Below are 17,887 nucleotides of genomic sequence, written 5' to 3'. Positions count from 1 at the left end.
GGACCGGCGGATCTCAGGTGCCGTAACGGGATTTGACGATCGACGGCGTGTCGAGGTTGTGGCCCGCGTCCATGCTCTGGGCCAGCCGGAGATACTGGCCCTCGGCCCACATCAGCGGGCCCGCGCTGCCGGTCGGGCGGCCGAGCCCGAAGCACCCGACGTCACCGCGGTCCCAGACCTGTTCGGGCACGAAGTACCCGTCGTTGGCCGAGTCCGCCATGGACTTGAGGTACACCGCCGCCGAACGGCCGTTAGCCAGTTCGTACTGGCCGCGCTCCCCCGACAGCACCGGCCACAGCCGCCCGAACCGCCGGCTGCCACCCGCCGGCCAGCCGCTGCAGTTCGCGGTGCTCTCGCCGTAGTTGTCGTGCGGGTAGCGGTGGAAGTAGACGTCGCCGTTGGGCAGCGTCACCTGCATGGCCGCGTTGCCGTCCGACGCCGCCGCGGTCGGCGCGACCGAGTTCGCGATCGTGGTGTCGCCGGCGGGACGGATGCCCAGGCGCACCAGGTCGAGGAAGCCGAAGTCGGTCACGTCGTGCTCGTAGAAGCAGCCTTCGTCGAAGCAGATCGTCGCGCCGTCGTTGGGGTTCCCGGCGCGGTCGAGCCGTTCGTAGTAGGTGTGGCCGCCCCAGTAGCCGGACGTCGTCACCGTCCAGCCGGCCAGGGAGTTGCGCCACGAGTCCGCTGTGGACTCCCACGACGTCGCGCTCGCGGTGTCACCGTTGGCCCGGGCGATCGCGCCCGCCGCGATCAGGCCGGCGATCTCGGCCGCGACCGACGACGGCGACTTGCCGTACTGCTCCTCCCACCGCTCGGTGGTGTCCGGTCCGGTCGAGACGATGTGGTTCGCGGTCGTCTTGACCTTGGCGTACGTCGAAGCGTCGGTGAGGCCGGTCAGCCACGCGAGCAGGATGGCGTCGGCGTCCTGGTCGAGCTGTTCGCAGCAGCCGAGCTGCTGGGCGCTCGCGCCGGCGACGCCGGAAACCGGGCTGTAGCGCGGGAACGACCCGGCCGGGTACGTCGTGCCGTCGCCGGCGGTCGGGCTGCCGATCCACTGGGAGTTCCAGAGGAACTGCGCCATCCGCTTGGCCTGGGCGCTGTCGCCCGCGGCCAGCAGGCCGGTCGCCTGCTGGTAGAGGTCGCGGCCCCAGACGCGGTGGTAACCGTCGTTGAGCTGGTCGCCGTTGGTGAAGTTGCCCCACGGCGTCGCCAGGCCCGCGACGCTCGCGCCCGGGTGCTGCTTGTCCTCGGCGGTCTTCAGCGCCATCGCGGCGACGTAGTACGCGCGCCGCCGTTGCGTGTCCCCGGAAACGCTCGCCGGGGCGGGTTTCAGGCCGCCGACGTAGGAGTTCCAGCCGCTGCGGTAGGACGCCGAGACGCTGGAGAACCCGCTGCTCAGCGATCCGCTCGCGGCGGAAGTCGCGGCCGCCGCCGTGTTCCCGAAGCCGAGTGCGACGGTGAACGTGGTGTCCGCGCCGACCGGGATCTGACCACATTGGACGACGTTGCCGGTGCCCGAGATGTTGTCGAACTGGTTGTTCAGGTTCTTGTCGGCACGCAGGTCGGTCAGGCAGTCGCTGCCCGCGCCGGTGTAGCCGTTGTCGTGCGCGGTGAAGCCGGTCGAGACGCGCAGGGCTTGGACGACGGTGGTGGCGGTGCCGCCGAACAGCGTCTCGGTGCCGCTCGCGACGAGGCCGCTGCCGTCCCACCAGGCGTTGTCGTTGGCACCGCCGCCCGCCATCGACGGGTTGGCCAGCAGGTACAGCCGGTAGCTGCCGCCGTCGAGGGACTGGAACCGGGTGTTCGTGACCAGGGTGGCGCGGGCCGGGTCGGTCACGTAGTCGGTGGTGATCCGGTACTTCCCGCTCTTGGCGGTGTTGGTGACGGTGTACTGCAGCGCCTTCTCGTCGGGCATCGTGACGACGTGGTTCGTGTTGTCGCGTTCCAGGTCGACGAAGGTCGATCCGTCGGTGACGACGAACTGCATGTCTTGCGTGTTCGGCACGTCGGCGCGGGGGTAGAAGACCTCGGACGTCACGCCGTCGGCGACGGTGAACCACACGGGGCTGCCGGTCGTCGTCGAGGTGCCCAGCGCGGACTTGTTGCCGGTCGCCCAGGACGCCCCGCCGCCGCAGCAGTCGGTCGCGGTGCCGCTCGCCAGGGCCGTGCCTTGCACGAGCCCGGCGAGCAGGACACCCGCTCCCGCGCAGGCCAGGACCGCTTTCCACCTGATCATTTCCGACCTCCGACGGCGTTGTCGTCAATATGTTGCGAGCCGCAACATATTGAGCCACCGGCGGGTGACAAGCAATGTCCGATCAGACTGGATCGATCCAGCCCTCCGCCGGACGGCGCAGCCGGGTCACCGTTCGCTGTCGAGGTGGTCGAGCTGCGCCGCGGCGTACCGGCCACCCGACGCGGCACCCGCCGGGACGGCGGCGTCGATCTCCGCGACGTCCGCCGCGGTCAGCTCGACGTCGGCGGCGCCGAGGGATTCGGCGAGCCGGACCCGGGTGCGGGCCCCCACCAGCGGGACGACGTCCGCACCTTGGGCGGCGACCCAGGCGATGGCGAGCTGCGCGGTCGTGACGCCCTTGGCCGCGGCGAGCTTGCCCAGCGCGTCGGTCAGCGCCAGGTTGCGGTCGAGGTTGCCGCCCTGGAACCGCGGGCTGTGGCCGCGGAAGTCACCCGCGGTCAGCTCGCGCGACGGCGACCAGTGCCCGCTCAGCAGGCCGCGCGAGAGGACGCCGTACGCGGTGACACCGATACCCAGCTCGCGCGCGGCGGGCAGGATTTCTGCCTCGATCCCGCGTGAGAGCAGCGAATACTCGATCTGCAGGTCCGAAATCGGGTGCACGGCGGCCGCACGGCGCAGGGTGTCGGCGCCGACTTCGGAGAGGCCGATGTGCCGGACGTAGCCGGCCCGCACCAGCTCGGCGAGCGCGCCGATCTGGTCCTCGATCGGCACGGCCGGGTCGAGCCGGGCCGGGCGGTAGACGTCGACGTGGTCGGTGCCGAGGCGGCGCAGGCTGTAGGCGAGGAACGTCTTGATGGCCTCCGGACGGCTGTCGTAGCCGAGCCAGCCGCCGTCCGGGCCGCGCAGCGCCCCGAACTTCACGCTGATCACCGCCCGCTCGCGGGCCCGGCCGCGCAGCGCGTCGCGGAGCAGCAGTTCGTTGTGGCCCATGCCGTAGAAGTCACCGGTGTCGAGCAGGGTGACACCGGCGTCGAGGGCGGCGTGGATCGTCGCGACCGATTCGGTTTCGTCGGCCGGGCCGTACAGATCGGACATGCCCATCAGGCCGAGACCGAGGGCGGAGACGGCCGGTCCGGTCCGGCCGAGGGTGCGGGTACGCATGGCTGACGCTTCTGTTTCCGTTGATATCTACTTCAACGTATCACCGGTATCGAAGTAGTGCTACCCGAGATTTGTTATCATTGGAACCATGGTGACGAAGACCCCGGTCAGCCCGGCGGCGGAAACCCGCGAGCGAATCCTCAAGGCGGCGGCCGAACTGCTGGCGGCGCAGGGCCGCGACGGCCTCTCGACCCGCGCGGTCAGCGCGGCGGCCGGCGTCCAGCCCCCGGCGCTGTACCGGCTCTTCGGCGACAAGGACGGCCTGCTCGACGCGGTCGCGGCGTACGGGTTCGACGAATACCTGACCAGCAAGCGCGAGCTGGGCTCGACCGGCGACCCGGTCGAGGACCTCCGGCGCGGCTGGGACCTGCACCAGGAGTTCGGGCTGTCCCGCCCCGAGTTCTACGTGCTGATGTACGGCGACGCCCGCAAGGGCCGCACGTCACCCGCCGCGCGCGAGGCCGAAGCGATGCTGCGCGAGATCATCGAGCGCGTCGCGGCCGCGGGCCGCCTACGGGTGAGCGTCGAACGCGCGGCCCGGCTGGTGCACGCGACGGGCATGGGCGTGGTCCTGTCCCTGATCGCAACCCCGGAGCCGGAGCGCGACCTCGAGCTTTCGGCGACGGCCCGGGAAACGGTGCTGAGCCGCATCCTCACCGACGCCACCGAACCGGCGGGTTCGGCCCTGCCGGAGCGGGCGATCGCACTGCGCGCCGGCCTCGGCGAGGCGACCACGCTCAGCGAGGCCGAGCGGGTGCTGCTCGCGGAGTGGCTGGACCGCATCGCCGACGCCTGAGCCGCCCGGAGGTCATGAATGACCCGTTCATGACCTCCGACGCGATGAACGACCCGTTCATGACCTCCGGCGCCAGGAGCCCGGCAAAGTCGTGTCCGCCCGGCTGGCCGGTCGCGGTCCGTGTGACCGATGTGGCTGCCGGGGCTGGTGTTCCGGTCCCGGATGCCCCCAATGTGGCGTTCGGTGCGTCCAACGCACCCAACGCCACATTGGGGCGCATTCGCCCACCAGCCGCGCCCGGCCTGAATGTGCCGGGGTTCTCGCGCCGGATGGCGCGGGCGGGTCACCGGGCCAGGTGGTCGGCCGCGATTCGGTGGGACAGGCGGCGCAGCAGCGGTGCCGCCTCCGTCATGCAGCGGGCCGGGTCCGGCTCCAGGTCCGTCAGCGCGTATGCCGCCGAGATCCCCGCCTCCGCCAGTTCGGGCGCCGTCAGCAGGCAGCGCCCGGACACCGCGACGCACGGGATCCCCGCGGCCGCCGCGGCCGCCGCCACTCCGGCCGGGGCCTTGCCCGACAGCGTCTGCCGGTCCAGTGATCCCTCGCCGGTGATCACCAGCGAAGCGCCGGCCAACGCGGAGTCGAAGTCGAGCAGGTCGAGCAGCAGCGAGATCCCGGGGCGCATCCGCGCGCCCAGCACCGCCATCGCGGCGAACCCCACTCCCCCGGCGGCCCCGGCGCCGGGACGGGCAGCGAACTCCGGGCCGGCGATCGACGCCCAATGCCGCAACGCCGAATCGAGCGTCTCGACCTCCTCGGGTGACGCGCCTTTCTGCGGCCCGTAAACGAAAGCGGCGCCACGCGGGCCGTACAGCGGATTGTCCACATCGCTCGCCAGTTCGACGTCCACTTCGGACACACCCGAGACGTCCAGCGAAGCGAGCCGGGAAAGCGCCGCGCCACCGAAAGGAAGTTCGCGACCCGATGAGTCCAAAAGTCGCGCGCCCAGTGCGGTCAGCAGGCCCGCGCCGCCGTCGGTGCAGGCGCTGCCGCCCACGCCGAGCACGATGCGGCGGCAGCCCGCGGCCACCGCCGCCGCGATGACGTCGCCCGTGCCCGCGCTCGTCGCCGTCAGCGGCGCGGGAGCCCCCGGTAGCCGGTGCAGCCCGGACGCCTCCGCCAGCTCGACGACCGCCGTCTCGCCGCGGACCGCGTAGGACGCCGTCACGAGCTCCCCCGTCGGGCCGCGGGCCGGGACCCGCAACCGCCGGAACCCGGCGGCGACGGCGGCGTCGACCGTGCCGTCGCCGCCGTCCGCCACCGGCAGGGTCGCGACCGCGACCGACGGGTGGCCGTCCGCGAGGCCGGAAGCCACCGCGGACGCCACCTCGGCCGCGGTCAGCGACCCCTTGAACTTGTCCGGCGCGACGAGGACCTTCACGCGCTCGCCTTGTACGCCCGCCAGTCGCCGATCTCGGTGATGTCCCGCAGGGCGACGTGCGAGGTGTAGGGCCGCCGCAGCAGCATCGCGAACGCCGAGCTGCCGTCGGTCAGCTCCACCACGCCGAGTTCCAGCTCGTGCGGCTCGGACGGCAGCACCTTGTCGCGCAGGTCGTCCAGCGAGACGTCGTACACCTCGCCGGTCACCTCGGCGCCGCCGTGCGAGACCGGGTAGAGCGCCGGGCATTGCGAACCGACCGCGTAGAACCGGTACTTCGGCGCCGTCCGCGCGGTGCCCACGAACGGCGAGCCGTCCAGGAGGTGGTGCAGCGGTTCGCCGCGCATGGCGCCGCCGTTGAAGAACATCAGGGCCACGGGGATCTCCTTAGCGGAAGAGGGCTTCGACGCCGTCGACGGCGAAGTACACCGCGAACACCAGCGCCAGCAGGGAAAGCAGCCAGCCGGCCTCGCGCCACTTGCCGCGGCCGATCTTGATGAGCACGAACGCGATCAGGCCGGCTCCGACGCCGTTGGTGATCGAATAGGTGAACGGGATCAGGGCCGCGATGAGGAACACCGGGATCGTGTAGTCGGGGTCGTGCCACGGGATGTTCCGGCACTGGGCGACCATCATGCCGCCGATGACGACGAGCGCGGGCGCCGCGGCCTGTGCCGGGACGATCCCGGCGAGCGGGGTGAACAGCAGCGTCCCGGCGAACAGGAGCCCGGTGACGACGCTCGCCAGGCCCGTCCGCGCACCTTCGCCGACACCTGCCGCGGACTCCAGGAACACCGTGTTCGGCGACGAACCGGTGACGCCGCCCGCGATCGCGCCCGCGCCGTCGACCAGCAGGATCCGGCCCATCCGCGGGACCTTGCCGTTCTTCGACAGCCCGGCCTCGTCCGAGACGCTGGTGATCGTGCCCATCGCGTCGAAGAACCCGGACAGCACCAGCGTGAACAGGAACACCGTGGCCGCGAGCGCGCCCGCCGAGGCGAACCCGCCGAAGAGGTCGATGTGGCCGAACAGCCCGAAGTCCGGGGCCGCGACGACGTGGTCGGGCAGTTCCGGGCTGGTCAGGCCCCAGCCGCCGACGCCGAACCCCTCGTGCAGCACGACCGCGAACACCGTCGCCACGCCGATGCTGATCAGCACCGCGCCCGGGACCTTGCGGGCCATCAGCACGACCATCAGCAGCAGGCCGAAGCAGAACACGACGATCGGCCAGCCGTGCAGGTGCCCGCTCGCCCCGAGGCGCACCGGGACCGTGGTCTGCGCCGCGTCCGGCACCCGGGTCACGAACCCGGCGCTGACCAGCCCGACCAGGGCGATGTAGAGCCCGATCCCGACGGTGATCGCCATCTTGAGCGGCCGCGGGATGGCGTTCATGATCCGTTCGCGGACGCCGCTGACGGCCATCAGCACGATGCAGACGCCTTCGAGCACGACCAGCCCGAACGCCTGCGCCCACGTCATCGACGGGGCCATCTGGAAAGCGACGATGCCGTTGATGCCCAGACCGGCGGCCAGCGCGAGGGGCGCGTTGCCGACGAGTCCCATGAGGACGGTCATCACGGCGGCGGCCAGCGCCGTCGCGGTGGTCACCTGCGCCGCCGAGAGCCGGGCGCCGGTGATGTCGGCGGAGGCGCCGAGGATGAGCGGGTTGAGGAGCACGATGTACGCCATCGCGACGAACGTCGTGACGCCGCCGCGGACTTCGCGGCCGATCGTCGACTGCCGGGCGCGCAGTTCGAACAGCTTGTCGAGCAGCGAACGGCGTTGCGGAGGTACTTCGTCGACTACTGGGGTGGGGACTTCGGTCTGGGTCATGCGTCCTGCCCTTGCCGGTGGGTGTGCTCGGCCAGGCCGAGGCACAGCGCCGTGCCTGGGCGAGCGGGACGTTCGATTCGGTTTGCTCCGGTCAGCTGGCCTTGTGGGTCAGTAGTCGGTGCGGTCGGCCTTGTCGAGCCAAGCCGCGAACGGCGCGAAACCATCCTTTGCGGACAGTCGCGTGACGGGAACCGTCCAGGTGTCGCGCGGGCGGTCGAAGAGTTCGTAGAAGGCGCGGTCGTCGAAGCCGGCCTTGGCCGCGTCGTCGCGGTCGGCGGCGAAGATCACCTTGTCCACCCGCGCCCAGAGCGCCGAGGACAGGCACATCGGGCACGGTTCGCAGCTGGAGACGAGCACGCAGCCGTCGAGCTTGAACGTGCCGAGCGCCTGGCAGGCCGCGCGGATCGCGACCACCTCGGCGTGCGCGGTCGGGTCGAGGTTGGCGGTGACGCGGTTGACGCCGGTCGAGACGATTTCGCCGTCCTTCACGATCAGCGCGCCGAACGGGCCGCCGCCGTTCGCGACGTTCGTCTCCGCGATGCGGACGGCTTCGTCGAGCCATTCGGTCTCGGCGGAAATCGACGTGGTCATCTCAAACTCCTGTGATGTGTTCGGGGCGGATCGGGACGCGCGGCAGCTCGAGGCCGGTGGCCGCGCGGATGGCGTTGGCGATCGCCGGCGTGGCCGAGATCGTGGGCGGCTCGCCGACACCGCGGACGCCGTACGGCGCGTGCGGGTCGGGCCGCTCGAGGACGTCGATGTGCATCGACGGCATGTCCAGGATGGTCGGGATGAGGTAGTCGGTGAACGACGGGTTCCGCACCTTGCCGTCCCGGACCAGGATCTCCTCCATCACGGCGAGGCCGAGGCCCTGCGCCGAGCCGCCCTGGATCTGCGCGACGACGGCGTCGGGGTTCATCGCCTTGCCGACGTCCTGGGCGCAGTCCAGCTGGACGACCTTGACCAGGCCGAGGTCCACGTCGACGTCGACCACCGCGCGGTGGGCGGAGAAGCCGTACTGGACGTGGGCGTCGCCCTGCCCGGTCTCGGGGTCGAGGGGGTAGGTCTTGCGGTGGTGGAACTCGCGGGTCTCTTCGATCGCGGAGTCGCCGAGCAGCTCGGCCAGGTCCGCGACGACCGCGCCGTCGGCCGCGACGACCTTCCCGCCCGTCAGCGACATGCCTTCGGCGGGAACCCCGAGCCGCGCGTAGACCGCCTCGGCGACCGCGCGGCAGGCGTTGCGGACCGCGCCGCCGGTGACGTAGGTCTGGCGCGACGCGGAACTGGATCCCGCGTCGCCGACGCTCGTGTCGGCCGGGTGCACGCTCACCCGGGTCAGGCCGAGCTCGGTGCGGGCGATCTGCTGCTGCAGGGTGACGAGCCCCTGGCCGACCTCGGCCGCGGCGGTGTGCACCATCGCGACCGCCTCGCCGCCGAGCACCTCCAGCCGGACGCGGGCGGTCGAGTAGTCGTCGAGCCCTTCGGCGTAGGAGATGTTCTTGATCGTGACGCCGTAGCCGACGCCGCGCACGACGCCTTCGCCGTGGGTGGTGTTGGACGCGCCGCCGGGCAGCTCGCGGATGTCGCGCTCGCCGGCCGGCTCGGGCGGCAGCGGCAGGTCACGCAGCCGCTGCACCAGTTCCGCCACCGGCGCCGGGAAGTCGACCACCTGGCCGGTGACCACAGTGGACCCTTCGCTCAGTGCGTTGCGGATCCGCAGTTCCGCGGGGTCCAGGTCCAAAGCGGACGCGAGCTTGTCCATCTGGGACTCGTAGGCGTAGGTGGGCTGGACCGCGCCGAGCCCGCGCATCGCGCCGCAGGTCGGGTTGTTGGTGTAGACGCCCCAGCCTTCGATGTGCGCGTTCGGCACGTCGTACGGGCCGACGCTGAGCGTGGTGCCGTTGCCGACGACGACCGGGGTCTTGGAGGCGTACGCGCCGCCGTCGAAGTACATCTTCGCCCGGACGTAGACGAGCTTGCCGTCGCGGGTCGCGCCGTGCTCGTAGTACATCTTCGCCGGGTGGCGGTGGACGTGCCCGAAGAAGGACTCCAGGCGGTTGTAGCTCATCTTCACCGGCCGTCCGGTGCGCAGGGCGAGCATGCACGAGTGGATCTGCATGGACAGGTCCTCGCGCCCGCCGAACGCGCCGCCGACACCGGACAGCGTCAGCCGCACCTTCTCCAGGGGCAGGCCGAGCGCCTTCGCGGTCTGGCGCTGGTCGACGTGCAACCACTGGGTCGCCAGGTAGAGGTCGACGCCGCCGTCCTCGGCCGGCACCGCGAGCCCGGACTCCGGGCCGAGGAACGCCTGGTCCTGCATGCCGATCTCGTAGACGCCGGAGACGACGACGTCCGCGGTCGCGGCCGGGTCGCCCTTGACGATCCGCTGGTGGCGGACCAGGTTCCCGCCGGCGTGCAGCTTCGGCAGGGTGTCGTCGTGCGCGGCGCGCTCGGGGTCGGTGATCGGCTCGAGGACGTCGTACTCGACGACGATCTCCTTGAGCGCCTGCCGCGCGATCTCCGGGTGGTCGGCCGCGAGGATCGCGACCGGCTCGCCCTGGTAGCGGACCAGGTCGGCGGCCAGCGCCGGGGTGTCCTGGTACTTGAGGCCGTAGACGTTCTCGCCGGGGACGTCCTCGTGGGTGAGCACCGCGTGCACGCCGGGCTGGGCCAGCGCCCGGGAGACGTCGAGGCGGACGATCCGGGCGTGCGGGTGCGGGCTGCGCAGCGTGGCGCCCCACAGCATGTCCTCGTGCCACAGGTCCGAGGAGTAGGCGAACTCGCCGCGGACCTTGAGCGTGCCGTCCGGGCGCAGCGGGCTTTCGCCGATGCCGCCGGCGATCGTGTCGTGCAGCTCCTGCGGGGACCGGGCCGGGGCGCTCATCGGACGGCCTTCTTCGCGGCCGCGTCACGGACGGCGTCGAGGATCTTCTCGTAGCCGGTGCAGCGGCAGAGGTTCCCGGCGAGGGCCTCGCGGATCTCGACGTCGCTGGGGTCCGGGACGCGCTCGATCAGGTCGTGCGCGGCGACGAGCAGGCCGGGCGTGCAGAACCCGCACTGGACGGCGCCGCGCTCGACGAACGACTCCTGCACCGGGTCCAGCTCGTCGCCGGACGCGAGTCCCTCGACCGTGACGACCTCGCGGCCTTCGGCCTGCCCGGCCGCGACCAGGCACGCGCACGCCGGGACACCGTCCAGGTAGACCGTGCAGGAGCCGCATTCGCCCTGTTCACAGGCGTTCTTCGAGCCCGGCAGGCCGAGCCGCTCGCGCAGCACGTAGAGCAGGCTTTCACCTTCCCAGACGTTGTCCGCCCGACGGTGCTCGCCGTTGACGGTGACGTTCACGCGCACTTCGCGCTCCCTCCGCAGTATTCGGTCCAGGCCCAGGTCAGCGTCCGCCGTGCCATCACGCCCAGGGCGTGGCGGCGGTAGGCCGCGCTCCCCCGGACGTCGTCGATCGGCGACGCGGCCGCGGCCACCAGATCGCCGAAGCGGCGCTTCACCGAGTCGGTCAGCGGCTTCGGGGCGTCCCAGTCCAGTTCGCCGGCCAGGAACTCCTCGGCTTCGAGGGCCCGGCGCGGGGTGGGCGCGGCCGAGCCGACACCGGTGCCGACGCGCTTGTCGGCCGGGTGCAGCGCCAGCCCGAAGGCGGCGACCGCGATGACCATCGCGTTGCGGGTGCCGATCTTGCTGAACTGCTGGGGCCCGGTGGCCGGGGCCAGCAGCACGGCCGTGATCAGCTCGTCCGGGGCCAGGACGTTCCGCTTCACGCCGGTGTAGAAGTCCTTCGCCGCGACGATCCGGGTGCCGCGGACCGAGGCGATCTCCACCTCCGCGTCGGCGGCGAGCAACGCCGGGTGCGCATCGCCCGCGGGCGATGCCGCGCCGAGGTTGCCGCCCACGCTGCCGCGGTTGCGGATCTGCGGGGAGCCGACGGTCCGCGCCGCCATCGCGAGACCGGGCAGCCGCGTGCCGAGTTCCGCGATGATCCGGGTGTACGGCACGGCCGCGCCGAGCCGGATCCGGCCGCCGTCGGTGCCGTGCTCGTGCAGCTCGGCGACGCGGCCGAGGTCGAGCAGGGCGTCGGGACGGCGGTGGTCGAAGTTGAGCTCGACCATCACGTCCGTGCCGCCGGCGATCGGGACCGCACCGGGGTTCGCGGCACGCGCGGCGAGCGCGTCGGCCAGCGAGGCGGGTCGGAGGAATTCCACTGTGGACGTCCTTTCGGGGCTGCTTCGGGAAGAAGTACACACGCTGGGGTGTGGCCGCGACCACGGCAAAACCCCTGAAAGACGGGTGAATTTACGGCCCCGGTTTGTACTTTCCGACAACCGCCTGATCCCGGGCGTGGAACGGCCGCCGTGCGAGGTCAGGGCTCGCACGGCGGCCGTGGTCACGCGGGTCCTACGCGGGCTCGAACTCCTTCACGGTGTCGAGGGCGGCACCCATGGCGGCGTTGCCCTCGCGTTCGATCATGATCTCCACCAGGACCGGGCGGCTCGTGCGCTCGGCCTCCTTGCGCGCCCATTCCAGCGACGTCCGGATCTCCCCCGGCTCGTGCACGCGGGTGCCGGAGCAGCCGTAGGCCTCCATGATCTTGACGTTGTCCGTGCCGTTCGAGTCGTAGTGGATGTCGACCTCGAAGTTCATGTCGTACCCGGTCTCGGCCTGGCGGATCAGGCCGAGGTACTCGTTGTTGAGCATGATCAGCACGAACCCGACGTCGTACTGGGCGGCCACCGCCAGCTCCTCGACGAGGAACTGGAACGAGTAGTCGCCGACCACGCCGACGACCTCGGCCTCGGGGCGCGCCTTCTTGACGCCGATCGCGGCGGGGATCTCCCAGCCGAGCGGGCCCGCCTGGCCGCACACCTGGTAGTGGCGTGGCTTGTGCGCCTTCTGGAACTGACCCGACCAGATCTGGTAGAGCCCGATCGCGGTGACGAAGTACGTGTCCTCGCCGAAGGTTTCGTTGATCTCCTTGAAGACCCGCGGCGCCTTGATCGGCAGGGTGTCGAAGTCCTCGCGCCGGGGAAGCGCTTCCTTCAGTTCCGCGATCCGGCCGACCCACTCGCGCCTCGGCTTCGGCTCGCGGTGCTCCAGCGCCGTCAGCAGCGCGTCCAGGAACTCGCGGGTGTCCGAGACGATCCCGAGGTCCGGGCCGAACACCTTGCCCAGCTGGGTCGGCTCGATGTCGACGTGGATGAACTTCCGGTCACCGCGGTACACCGACAGCTCGCCGGTGTGCCGGTCGCCGAACCGCGCGCCCAGCGCCAGCACCAGGTCCGACTCCAGGAAAGCCGCGTTCGCCCAGCGCTGCGACGTCTGGATGCCGGCCATCCCGGCGAACAGATGGTGGTCCTCGGGGAAGCTGCCCTTGCCCATCAGCGTCACCTGCACCGGGACGTCGAGGCGCTCGGCCGCCGCTCGCAGCCGCTCGCTCGCCTCGCCGAGGACGACGCCGCCACCGGCCAGGATGATCGGGCGCTCGGCGGCCAGCAGCAGGTCGAGAGCCCGCTCGACCCGCGCCGCGGCAGGCGTCACCCGGGTCACCGGCAGCGGTGAGTCGATCGACGAGTCCCATTCGATGTCCTGCTTCTGGACGTCGATCGGGAGGTCGATGAGCACCGGCCCGGGACGGCCCGAGCGGGCGATCCGGAAGGCTTCGCGGAAGATCCAGGGCAGCTGCGCGGCCTCCTTGACCTGCACCGCCCACTTCGTGACCGGCTTGGCGATCTCGACGATGTCGACCGCCTGGAAGGCTTCCTGGTGCAGCTTCGTCGTCGCGGCCTGGCCGGTGATGCAGATCATCGGGATCGAGTCCGCGTGCGCGGTGTAGAGCCCGGTGATCATGTTGGTCCCGGCCGGGCCGGACGTGCCGATGGCGACGCCGACGTTGCCGTTCGTCCGGGCCCAGCCGTCGGCCATGTGCGTCGCGCCCTCTTCGTGGCGGACGATCAGGTGCTCGATCGCCCGGCCTTGCAGGGCGTTGTACAGCGGGAGGATCGCGGCGCCCGGGCAGCCGAAGACGGTGTCGACGCCTTCGCTTTCCAGGACGTCGACGACCGCTTGCATGGCGGGGATTCGGGGCATGTCACACCTCCGCCGGGACGCGGCCCGACAACTGTTCGACGACCTTCAGCAAGGCCGAGTGGTCCAGGGAGCCGTACCCCATGGCGCGGCCGGCGGCGACGAGCTGGGCGACCAGCCCGGTGAGCGGGAGCGCGACGTCGGCCTGCCGGGCGGCGGCCAGCGCGATCCCCATGTCCTTGTGGTGCAGGTCGATCCGGAAGCCGGGCGCGAACTGGCGGTCCACCATGGACTTGCGCTTGAGCTCGAGGATCCGGCTGCCGGCCAGTCCCCCGGCGAGCACGTCCAAGCCCGTGGCGGCGTCCACACCGGACGCTTCGAGGAGCACGATCGCCTCGGCGACGAGGCCGTAGATCCCGCCCACGACGAGCTGGTTGGCGGCCTTGACGACCTGGCCGGCGCCGTGCGGGCCGACGTGCACGATGGTCTTGCCGACGGCATCGAGCACCGGCTTGGCCGACTCGAAGTCTTCTTCGGTGCCCCCGACCATGATGGACAGCGACGCCTGCTCCGCCCCGGCCTGGCCACCCGAAACGGGGGCGTCGAGGACGCGGATCTTCTTGTCCCGCGCGGCTTCGGCGATCGCGATCGACGTCTCCGGCCGGATGGTGCTCATGTCGATCAGCAGCGCGCCGGGCTCGGCGGTGTCGAGCACGCCGCCGCCGGCCAGCACGACCGCCTCGACCTGCGGGTGGTTCGGCAGCATCGTGATCACGACGTCCGCGCCGGCCACCGCGTCGGCGACGCCGGTCGCGGCGCGCCCGCCGGCGGCCGCGAGCTTCTCCCCCGCGGCCGGGGTGACGTCGTAGCCCGCGACGTCGTGCCCGGCCGCGACCAGGTGCGCGGCCATCGGCGCGCCCATCACGCCCAGTCCGATGAATCCCAGTTTCATGCTCGTCCCCTTCGGGTGATCGGCAGCCAGTCCAGCGACGCGAGCGTGCCGGGCTCCGGGACGTACTCGATCCCGACGAACCCGTCGTAGCCCGCGGCCTGCAGCTTCGCGAGGTGTCCCTCGATGTCCAGCGAGCCGGTGCCGGGCTGGTGGCGCCCGGGTGCGTCGGCGATCTGCACGTGCCCGATCCGGGCGATGTGCCGCGTCGCCAAGGCGTCCAGGTCGTCGCCGTTGACTGCCAGGTGGTACAGGTCGGCCAGCAGCCGCACGTTGTCGCGCCCGAGGTCGTCGAGCACGGCCACGGCGTCCGCGGCGGTCTTGAGCGGGTAGCGGTCCGCGCCGGAGAGCGGTTCGAGGACCAGCTGCGCGCCGATCTTCGCGGCGGCTTCCGCGGCGCCGGCGAGGTGCACCAGCGCCAGGTCGTCCTGCTTGACGGGGTCTTCGCCGTCCAGCCGGTTGCCGTAGAGCGCGTTGAAGCTGCGGCACCCAGTGCGTTCGGCGATGTCCAGCGCGACGACGAGGCTGTCGGCGAACTCGGCTTCGCGGCCGATCCAGGAGACCAGGCCCCGCTCCCCCGCCGCCATGTCCCCGGCGTAGAAGTTCAGCCCGCGCAGCCGGACGCCGTCCAGGCTCTTCACGAAGGCGTCCACCTCGTCCCGCGCGGGTACGGCGGCCTCGAACGGCCACCAGTACTCGACGTCGGTGAAGCCCGCCGCCCGCGCGGCCGCCGCGCGCTCGAGGAGGGGGACCTCCTTGAACAGCAGCGACAGGTTGACGACGTACGGCAGGGAGTGCTCGGGCATCGCGACCTCTAATTTCGCTATCCGGAATTTTTCTTTCGCATATCGAGAATAGCCGGTGACCTGCGGCGGGGTCAACGTCCGGGAACGACAGAGGCGCCGCGACTCGTCGAGCCACGGCGCCTCCGCGCGGGATGGGCGCGCTACCGGTTCTGGACGTGCTGCCAGCCGAACCGGCCCTTGATGCAGAGGTTGCCGTGCGTCACCGAGCTCTCGTGCGGCGAAGTCACCTTCACGATCTCGTTGTCCTGGACGTGCAGCGTCAGGTTGCAGCCCACCCCGCAGAAGGTGCAGACGGTCGTCGTCGCCGTCTGGCGGGACTCGTCCCAGGTGCCGTCCTCGCGCTTGTCGTACTCGCGCTTGAAGCTCAGCGCCCCGGTCGGGCAGACCTCGACGCAGTTGCCGCAGTACACGCACGCGCTGTCGGGCAGCGGGTTCGAGAACTCCGTCGAGATCCGCGCGTCGAACCCCCGGCCCGCCACGGTGATGGCGAACGAGTTCTGCCACTGCTCACCGCACGCGTCGACGCACTTGTAGCAGAGGATGCACTTCTCGTAGTCACGGACGTACAGCTCGTTGTCCACGATGGCCGGTTGCGCGACGGTCGCCGCGTCCGGGCCGAAGCGGGACGGTTCCGCGCCCGTCTCGGCCATCCAGCGGTCCACGTCCGGGGTGGTCGAAAGGTCCGTCGCCGAACCGAGCAGTTCGAGGACGACCTTGCGGCTGATCCGGGTGCGCTCGGAATCGGTGTGCACCACCATGCCCGGTTCGGCCTTGCGCGAGCACGAAGGCACCAGTGTCCGGGAGCCCTCGACCTCCACCATGCAGACGCGGCAGGCGTTCGCCGGCTCCAGGGTGTCGCCGTAGCACAGGGTCGGGATCTCCTTGCCCGCCGCCGTGCACGCGTCGAGGATCGTCGAGCCCTCGGGTACCCGGACCGGCGCGCCGTCCACGGTGAACTCGACCAGCCGCTTCGGGATTCCGATGTCCACAATGGTCATCGCAGGGCCCCCAGCCGGTCGATCGCGGATTCGATGGCGTTCCACGCGGTCTGGCCGAGGCCGCAGATCGACGAATCCCGCATGACCCCACCCACCTCCCGCAGCAGCGGCCGCTCCTCCGAACCGGCCGCGAGCACGCGCCGGATCGCCTCCTCCTGGCGGACCGTCCCGATCCGGCACGGGACGCACTGCCCGCACGACTCGTCGCGGAAGAACTCCGCGATCCGCAGCAGGAACCCGCCGAGGTCGGCCAGGTCATCGAGGACCAGGACGACACCCGAGCCGAGCGTCGTCTTCGCCGCGCGGGCGTCCTCCATGGTCAGCGGCAGGTCCAGTTCGTCGGGCCGGACGAACCCGCCCGCCGCGCCGCCGAGCAGGATCGCCCGCAGCGAGCGGCCTTCCGGGACGCCACCGGCCAGCGCGAGCAGCTCCCGCAGCGTCGTGCCGAACGGCACTTCGTAGACGCCGGGCCGTTCGACGTTGCCGGACAGGCAGAACAGCTTCGGCCCGGCCGAGGCCTCGGTGCCGATCGCCCGGTAGGCGGCCGCGCCTTCGGTGAGGATCAGCGGCACGTTCACCAGGGTTTCGACGTTGTTGACCACGGTCGGCTTGCCGAACAGACCCTTCTCGACCGGGAACGGCGGCTTCGTCCGGGGCTCGCCGCGGAAACCTTCGATCGAGTTGAAGATCGCCGTTTCCTCGCCACAGATGTACGCGCCGGCCCCGCGCCGGATCTCGATGTCGAACGAGAAACCCTCGTGGCCCATGATGTCCACGCCGAGGTAGCCGCGTTCCCGGCAGACCGCCAGTGCGTTGCGCAGCAGCCGCAGCGCCCGCGGGTACTCACCGCGCAGGTAGACGTACCCCTGCCGGGCGCCGATCGCGAACGCGGCGATCGTCATCGCCTCCACCAGCGCGAACGGGTCGCCTTCGAGCAGCACCCGGTCCTTGAACGTGCCGGGTTCGCTCTCGTCGGCGTTGCACACCAGGTAGTGCGGCCCGGCGGGCTGCGCGGCCGTGGCCGCCCACTTCCGCCCGGTCGGGAACGCCGCCCCGCCGCGGCCGAGCAGGCCGGCGTCGGTGACCTCCCGCAGCACCGCGGCCTCCCCCATCCGCAGGGCGGTGCGCAGGGCCGCGTACCCGCCGGTCGCGCGGTAGCCGTCCAAACTGGACGGGTCGACGACGCCGACCCGGCGCAGCAGCCGCAGTCCGTCCTTCTGGTGGAGCAGCGGCGGCGCACCGTCCGAAGCGGACGGTGCGCGCTGGGCGGCCAGCACGGCCGACGCGCCGGTGGCCGGGGCGACAAGCTCGGTGGTGGCCGGGTCGCCCGCCTGGAACGCCAGCGCCGCGGGGGCCCGTTCGCAGACGCCGAGGCACGGGCTGCGCAGCCACGTGACCCCACCGCGCGCCTTCCCCGCGGCGCCGACGTGCTCGGTGAGGACCTCGCACACGGTTTCCGCGCCGTTGACCCGGCACGCCAGGTCGGTGCACACGTGCACGACCCGTTCCGGGCGCTCCGCGAGCGCGAACAGCGAATAGAAGCTGGCCACGCCGTACGCGTCGGCCGGCGGCACGTGCAGCGTCTCGCAGATCAGGTTCAGCGCGCCCTGGCTGAGCCAGCCGACCCGGTCGTTGACCGCGTGCAGCGCGGGCAGCAGCTGGTCGCGGCCGCCGCCGGCGAACCCGGCGACCGCCTCCTCCTCTTCACGCGACGCGACGGCGTCCAGGAGCTTGAGGTCCAC

Annotated in this window: 15 protein-coding genes; 1 reads left to right on the top strand and 14 read right to left on the bottom strand. The window is 71.5% G+C overall.

Going from position 1 to position 17,887, the window contains the following annotated elements; all coding sequences use genetic code 11:
• Positions 1–13: 13 nt before the first annotated feature.
• Entirely contained in the window at positions 14–2,236 is a 2,223-nt protein-coding gene (locus AB5J73_RS35805) for a glycoside hydrolase family 15 protein (RefSeq protein WP_370963239.1), read from the bottom strand.
• 126 nt (positions 2,237–2,362) lie between these two features.
• Positions 2,363–3,358, bottom strand: coding sequence for an aldo/keto reductase (locus tag AB5J73_RS35800; RefSeq protein ID WP_370963238.1), 996 nt, complete (start codon positions 3,356–3,358; stop codon positions 2,363–2,365).
• An 88-nt stretch (positions 3,359–3,446) separates the two neighbouring features.
• Between AB5J73_RS35800 and AB5J73_RS35795 the strand changes: the two genes are divergently transcribed.
• Positions 3,447–4,154, top strand: a complete 708-nt coding sequence (locus AB5J73_RS35795; RefSeq protein ID WP_370963237.1) for a TetR/AcrR family transcriptional regulator — start codon at positions 3,447–3,449, stop codon at positions 4,152–4,154.
• Positions 4,155–4,437: 283 nt separating this feature from the next.
• Here the strand turns inward: AB5J73_RS35795 and AB5J73_RS35790 are convergent, their stop codons facing one another.
• The 12 genes from AB5J73_RS35790 to AB5J73_RS35735 all read right to left on the bottom strand — a co-directional run bounded on the left by AB5J73_RS35790 (position 4,438) and on the right by AB5J73_RS35735 (position 17,887).
• Positions 4,438–5,532, bottom strand: a complete 1,095-nt coding sequence (locus AB5J73_RS35790) for a glycerate kinase (RefSeq protein ID WP_370963236.1) — start codon at positions 5,530–5,532, stop codon at positions 4,438–4,440.
• The gene (locus AB5J73_RS35785) at positions 5,529–5,906 is read right to left on the bottom strand and encodes a gamma-glutamylcyclotransferase (protein WP_370963235.1); all 378 of its coding nucleotides are present in this window, start codon (positions 5,904–5,906) and stop codon (positions 5,529–5,531) included. Before AB5J73_RS35785 ends, AB5J73_RS35790 begins: the two co-directional genes overlap by 4 nt.
• Before the next feature lie 10 nt (positions 5,907–5,916).
• Complete coding sequence (locus AB5J73_RS35780) at positions 5,917–7,362, bottom strand: NCS2 family permease (RefSeq protein ID WP_370963234.1); 1,446 nt, start codon at positions 7,360–7,362, stop codon at positions 5,917–5,919.
• A gap of 108 nt (positions 7,363–7,470) precedes the next feature.
• Positions 7,471–7,953, bottom strand: a complete 483-nt coding sequence (locus tag AB5J73_RS35775; RefSeq protein ID WP_370963233.1) for a nucleoside deaminase — start codon at positions 7,951–7,953, stop codon at positions 7,471–7,473.
• A gap of 1 nt (position 7,954) precedes the next feature.
• Positions 7,955–10,246, bottom strand: coding sequence for a xanthine dehydrogenase subunit D (gene pucD / locus AB5J73_RS35770; RefSeq protein WP_370963232.1), 2,292 nt, complete (start codon positions 10,244–10,246; stop codon positions 7,955–7,957).
• On the bottom strand, positions 10,243–10,713 hold the full coding sequence (locus tag AB5J73_RS35765; RefSeq protein WP_370963231.1) for a (2Fe-2S)-binding protein: 471 nt from the start codon (positions 10,711–10,713) through the stop codon (positions 10,243–10,245). Before AB5J73_RS35765 ends, pucD begins: the two co-directional genes overlap by 4 nt.
• Complete coding sequence (locus AB5J73_RS35760; protein ID WP_370963230.1) at positions 10,704–11,573, bottom strand: xanthine dehydrogenase family protein subunit M; 870 nt, start codon at positions 11,571–11,573, stop codon at positions 10,704–10,706. The genes AB5J73_RS35765 and AB5J73_RS35760 overlap by 10 nt, the downstream gene beginning before the upstream one ends.
• Positions 11,574–11,766: 193 nt before the next feature.
• Positions 11,767–13,455 (bottom strand): glyoxylate carboligase, encoded by a 1,689-nt coding sequence (gene gcl, locus AB5J73_RS35755; protein ID WP_370963229.1) that lies wholly within the window; start codon positions 13,453–13,455, stop codon positions 11,767–11,769.
• Between the two features lies 1 nt (position 13,456).
• Complete coding sequence (locus AB5J73_RS35750; RefSeq protein WP_370963228.1) at positions 13,457–14,344, bottom strand: 2-hydroxy-3-oxopropionate reductase; 888 nt, start codon at positions 14,342–14,344, stop codon at positions 13,457–13,459.
• Positions 14,341–15,147: a hydroxypyruvate isomerase family protein gene (locus AB5J73_RS35745; RefSeq protein WP_370963227.1), complete on the bottom strand. Its 807-nt coding sequence runs from the start codon at positions 15,145–15,147 to the stop codon at positions 14,341–14,343. Before AB5J73_RS35745 ends, AB5J73_RS35750 begins: the two co-directional genes overlap by 4 nt.
• Positions 15,148–15,287: 140 nt before the next feature.
• Complete coding sequence (locus AB5J73_RS35740) at positions 15,288–16,145, bottom strand: 2Fe-2S iron-sulfur cluster-binding protein (RefSeq protein WP_370963226.1); 858 nt, start codon at positions 16,143–16,145, stop codon at positions 15,288–15,290.
• Positions 16,142–17,887, bottom strand: a complete 1,746-nt coding sequence (locus AB5J73_RS35735; protein WP_370963225.1) for an NAD(P)H-dependent oxidoreductase subunit E — start codon at positions 17,885–17,887, stop codon at positions 16,142–16,144. The genes AB5J73_RS35740 and AB5J73_RS35735 overlap by 4 nt, the downstream gene beginning before the upstream one ends.

Origin of the sequence: Amycolatopsis sp. cg9, from assembly GCF_041346945.1 — a bacterium.
GTDB lineage: Bacteria > Actinomycetota > Actinomycetes > Mycobacteriales > Pseudonocardiaceae > Amycolatopsis.
The sequence above is the reverse complement of the archived record's forward strand: the minus strand, read 5'-3'. Positions and strand labels throughout refer to the sequence as shown.

Bases quoted from the DNA above. Each gene is read 5' to 3' on its own strand.
- AB5J73_RS35805 (WP_370963239.1), bottom strand. From the start codon at position 2,236: ATGATCAGGTGGAAAGCGGTCCTGGCCTGCGCGGGAGCGGGTGTCCTG.
- AB5J73_RS35800 (WP_370963238.1), bottom strand. From the start codon at position 3,358: ATGCGTACCCGCACCCTCGGCCGGACCGGACCGGCCGTCTCCGCCCTC.
- AB5J73_RS35795 (WP_370963237.1), top strand. From the start codon at position 3,447: ATGGTGACGAAGACCCCGGTCAGCCCGGCGGCGGAAACCCGCGAGCGA.
- AB5J73_RS35780 (WP_370963234.1), bottom strand. From the start codon at position 7,362: ATGACCCAGACCGAAGTCCCCACCCCAGTAGTCGACGAAGTACCTCCG.
- AB5J73_RS35775 (WP_370963233.1), bottom strand. From the start codon at position 7,953: ATGACCACGTCGATTTCCGCCGAGACCGAATGGCTCGACGAAGCCGTC.
- pucD (WP_370963232.1), bottom strand. From the start codon at position 10,246: ATGAGCGCCCCGGCCCGGTCCCCGCAGGAGCTGCACGACACGATCGCC.
- gcl (WP_370963229.1), bottom strand. From the start codon at position 13,455: ATGCCCCGAATCCCCGCCATGCAAGCGGTCGTCGACGTCCTGGAAAGC.
- AB5J73_RS35750 (WP_370963228.1), bottom strand. From the start codon at position 14,344: ATGAAACTGGGATTCATCGGACTGGGCGTGATGGGCGCGCCGATGGCC.
- AB5J73_RS35745 (WP_370963227.1), bottom strand. From the start codon at position 15,147: ATGCCCGAGCACTCCCTGCCGTACGTCGTCAACCTGTCGCTGCTGTTC.
- AB5J73_RS35740 (WP_370963226.1), bottom strand. From the start codon at position 16,145: ATGACCATTGTGGACATCGGAATCCCGAAGCGGCTGGTCGAGTTCACC.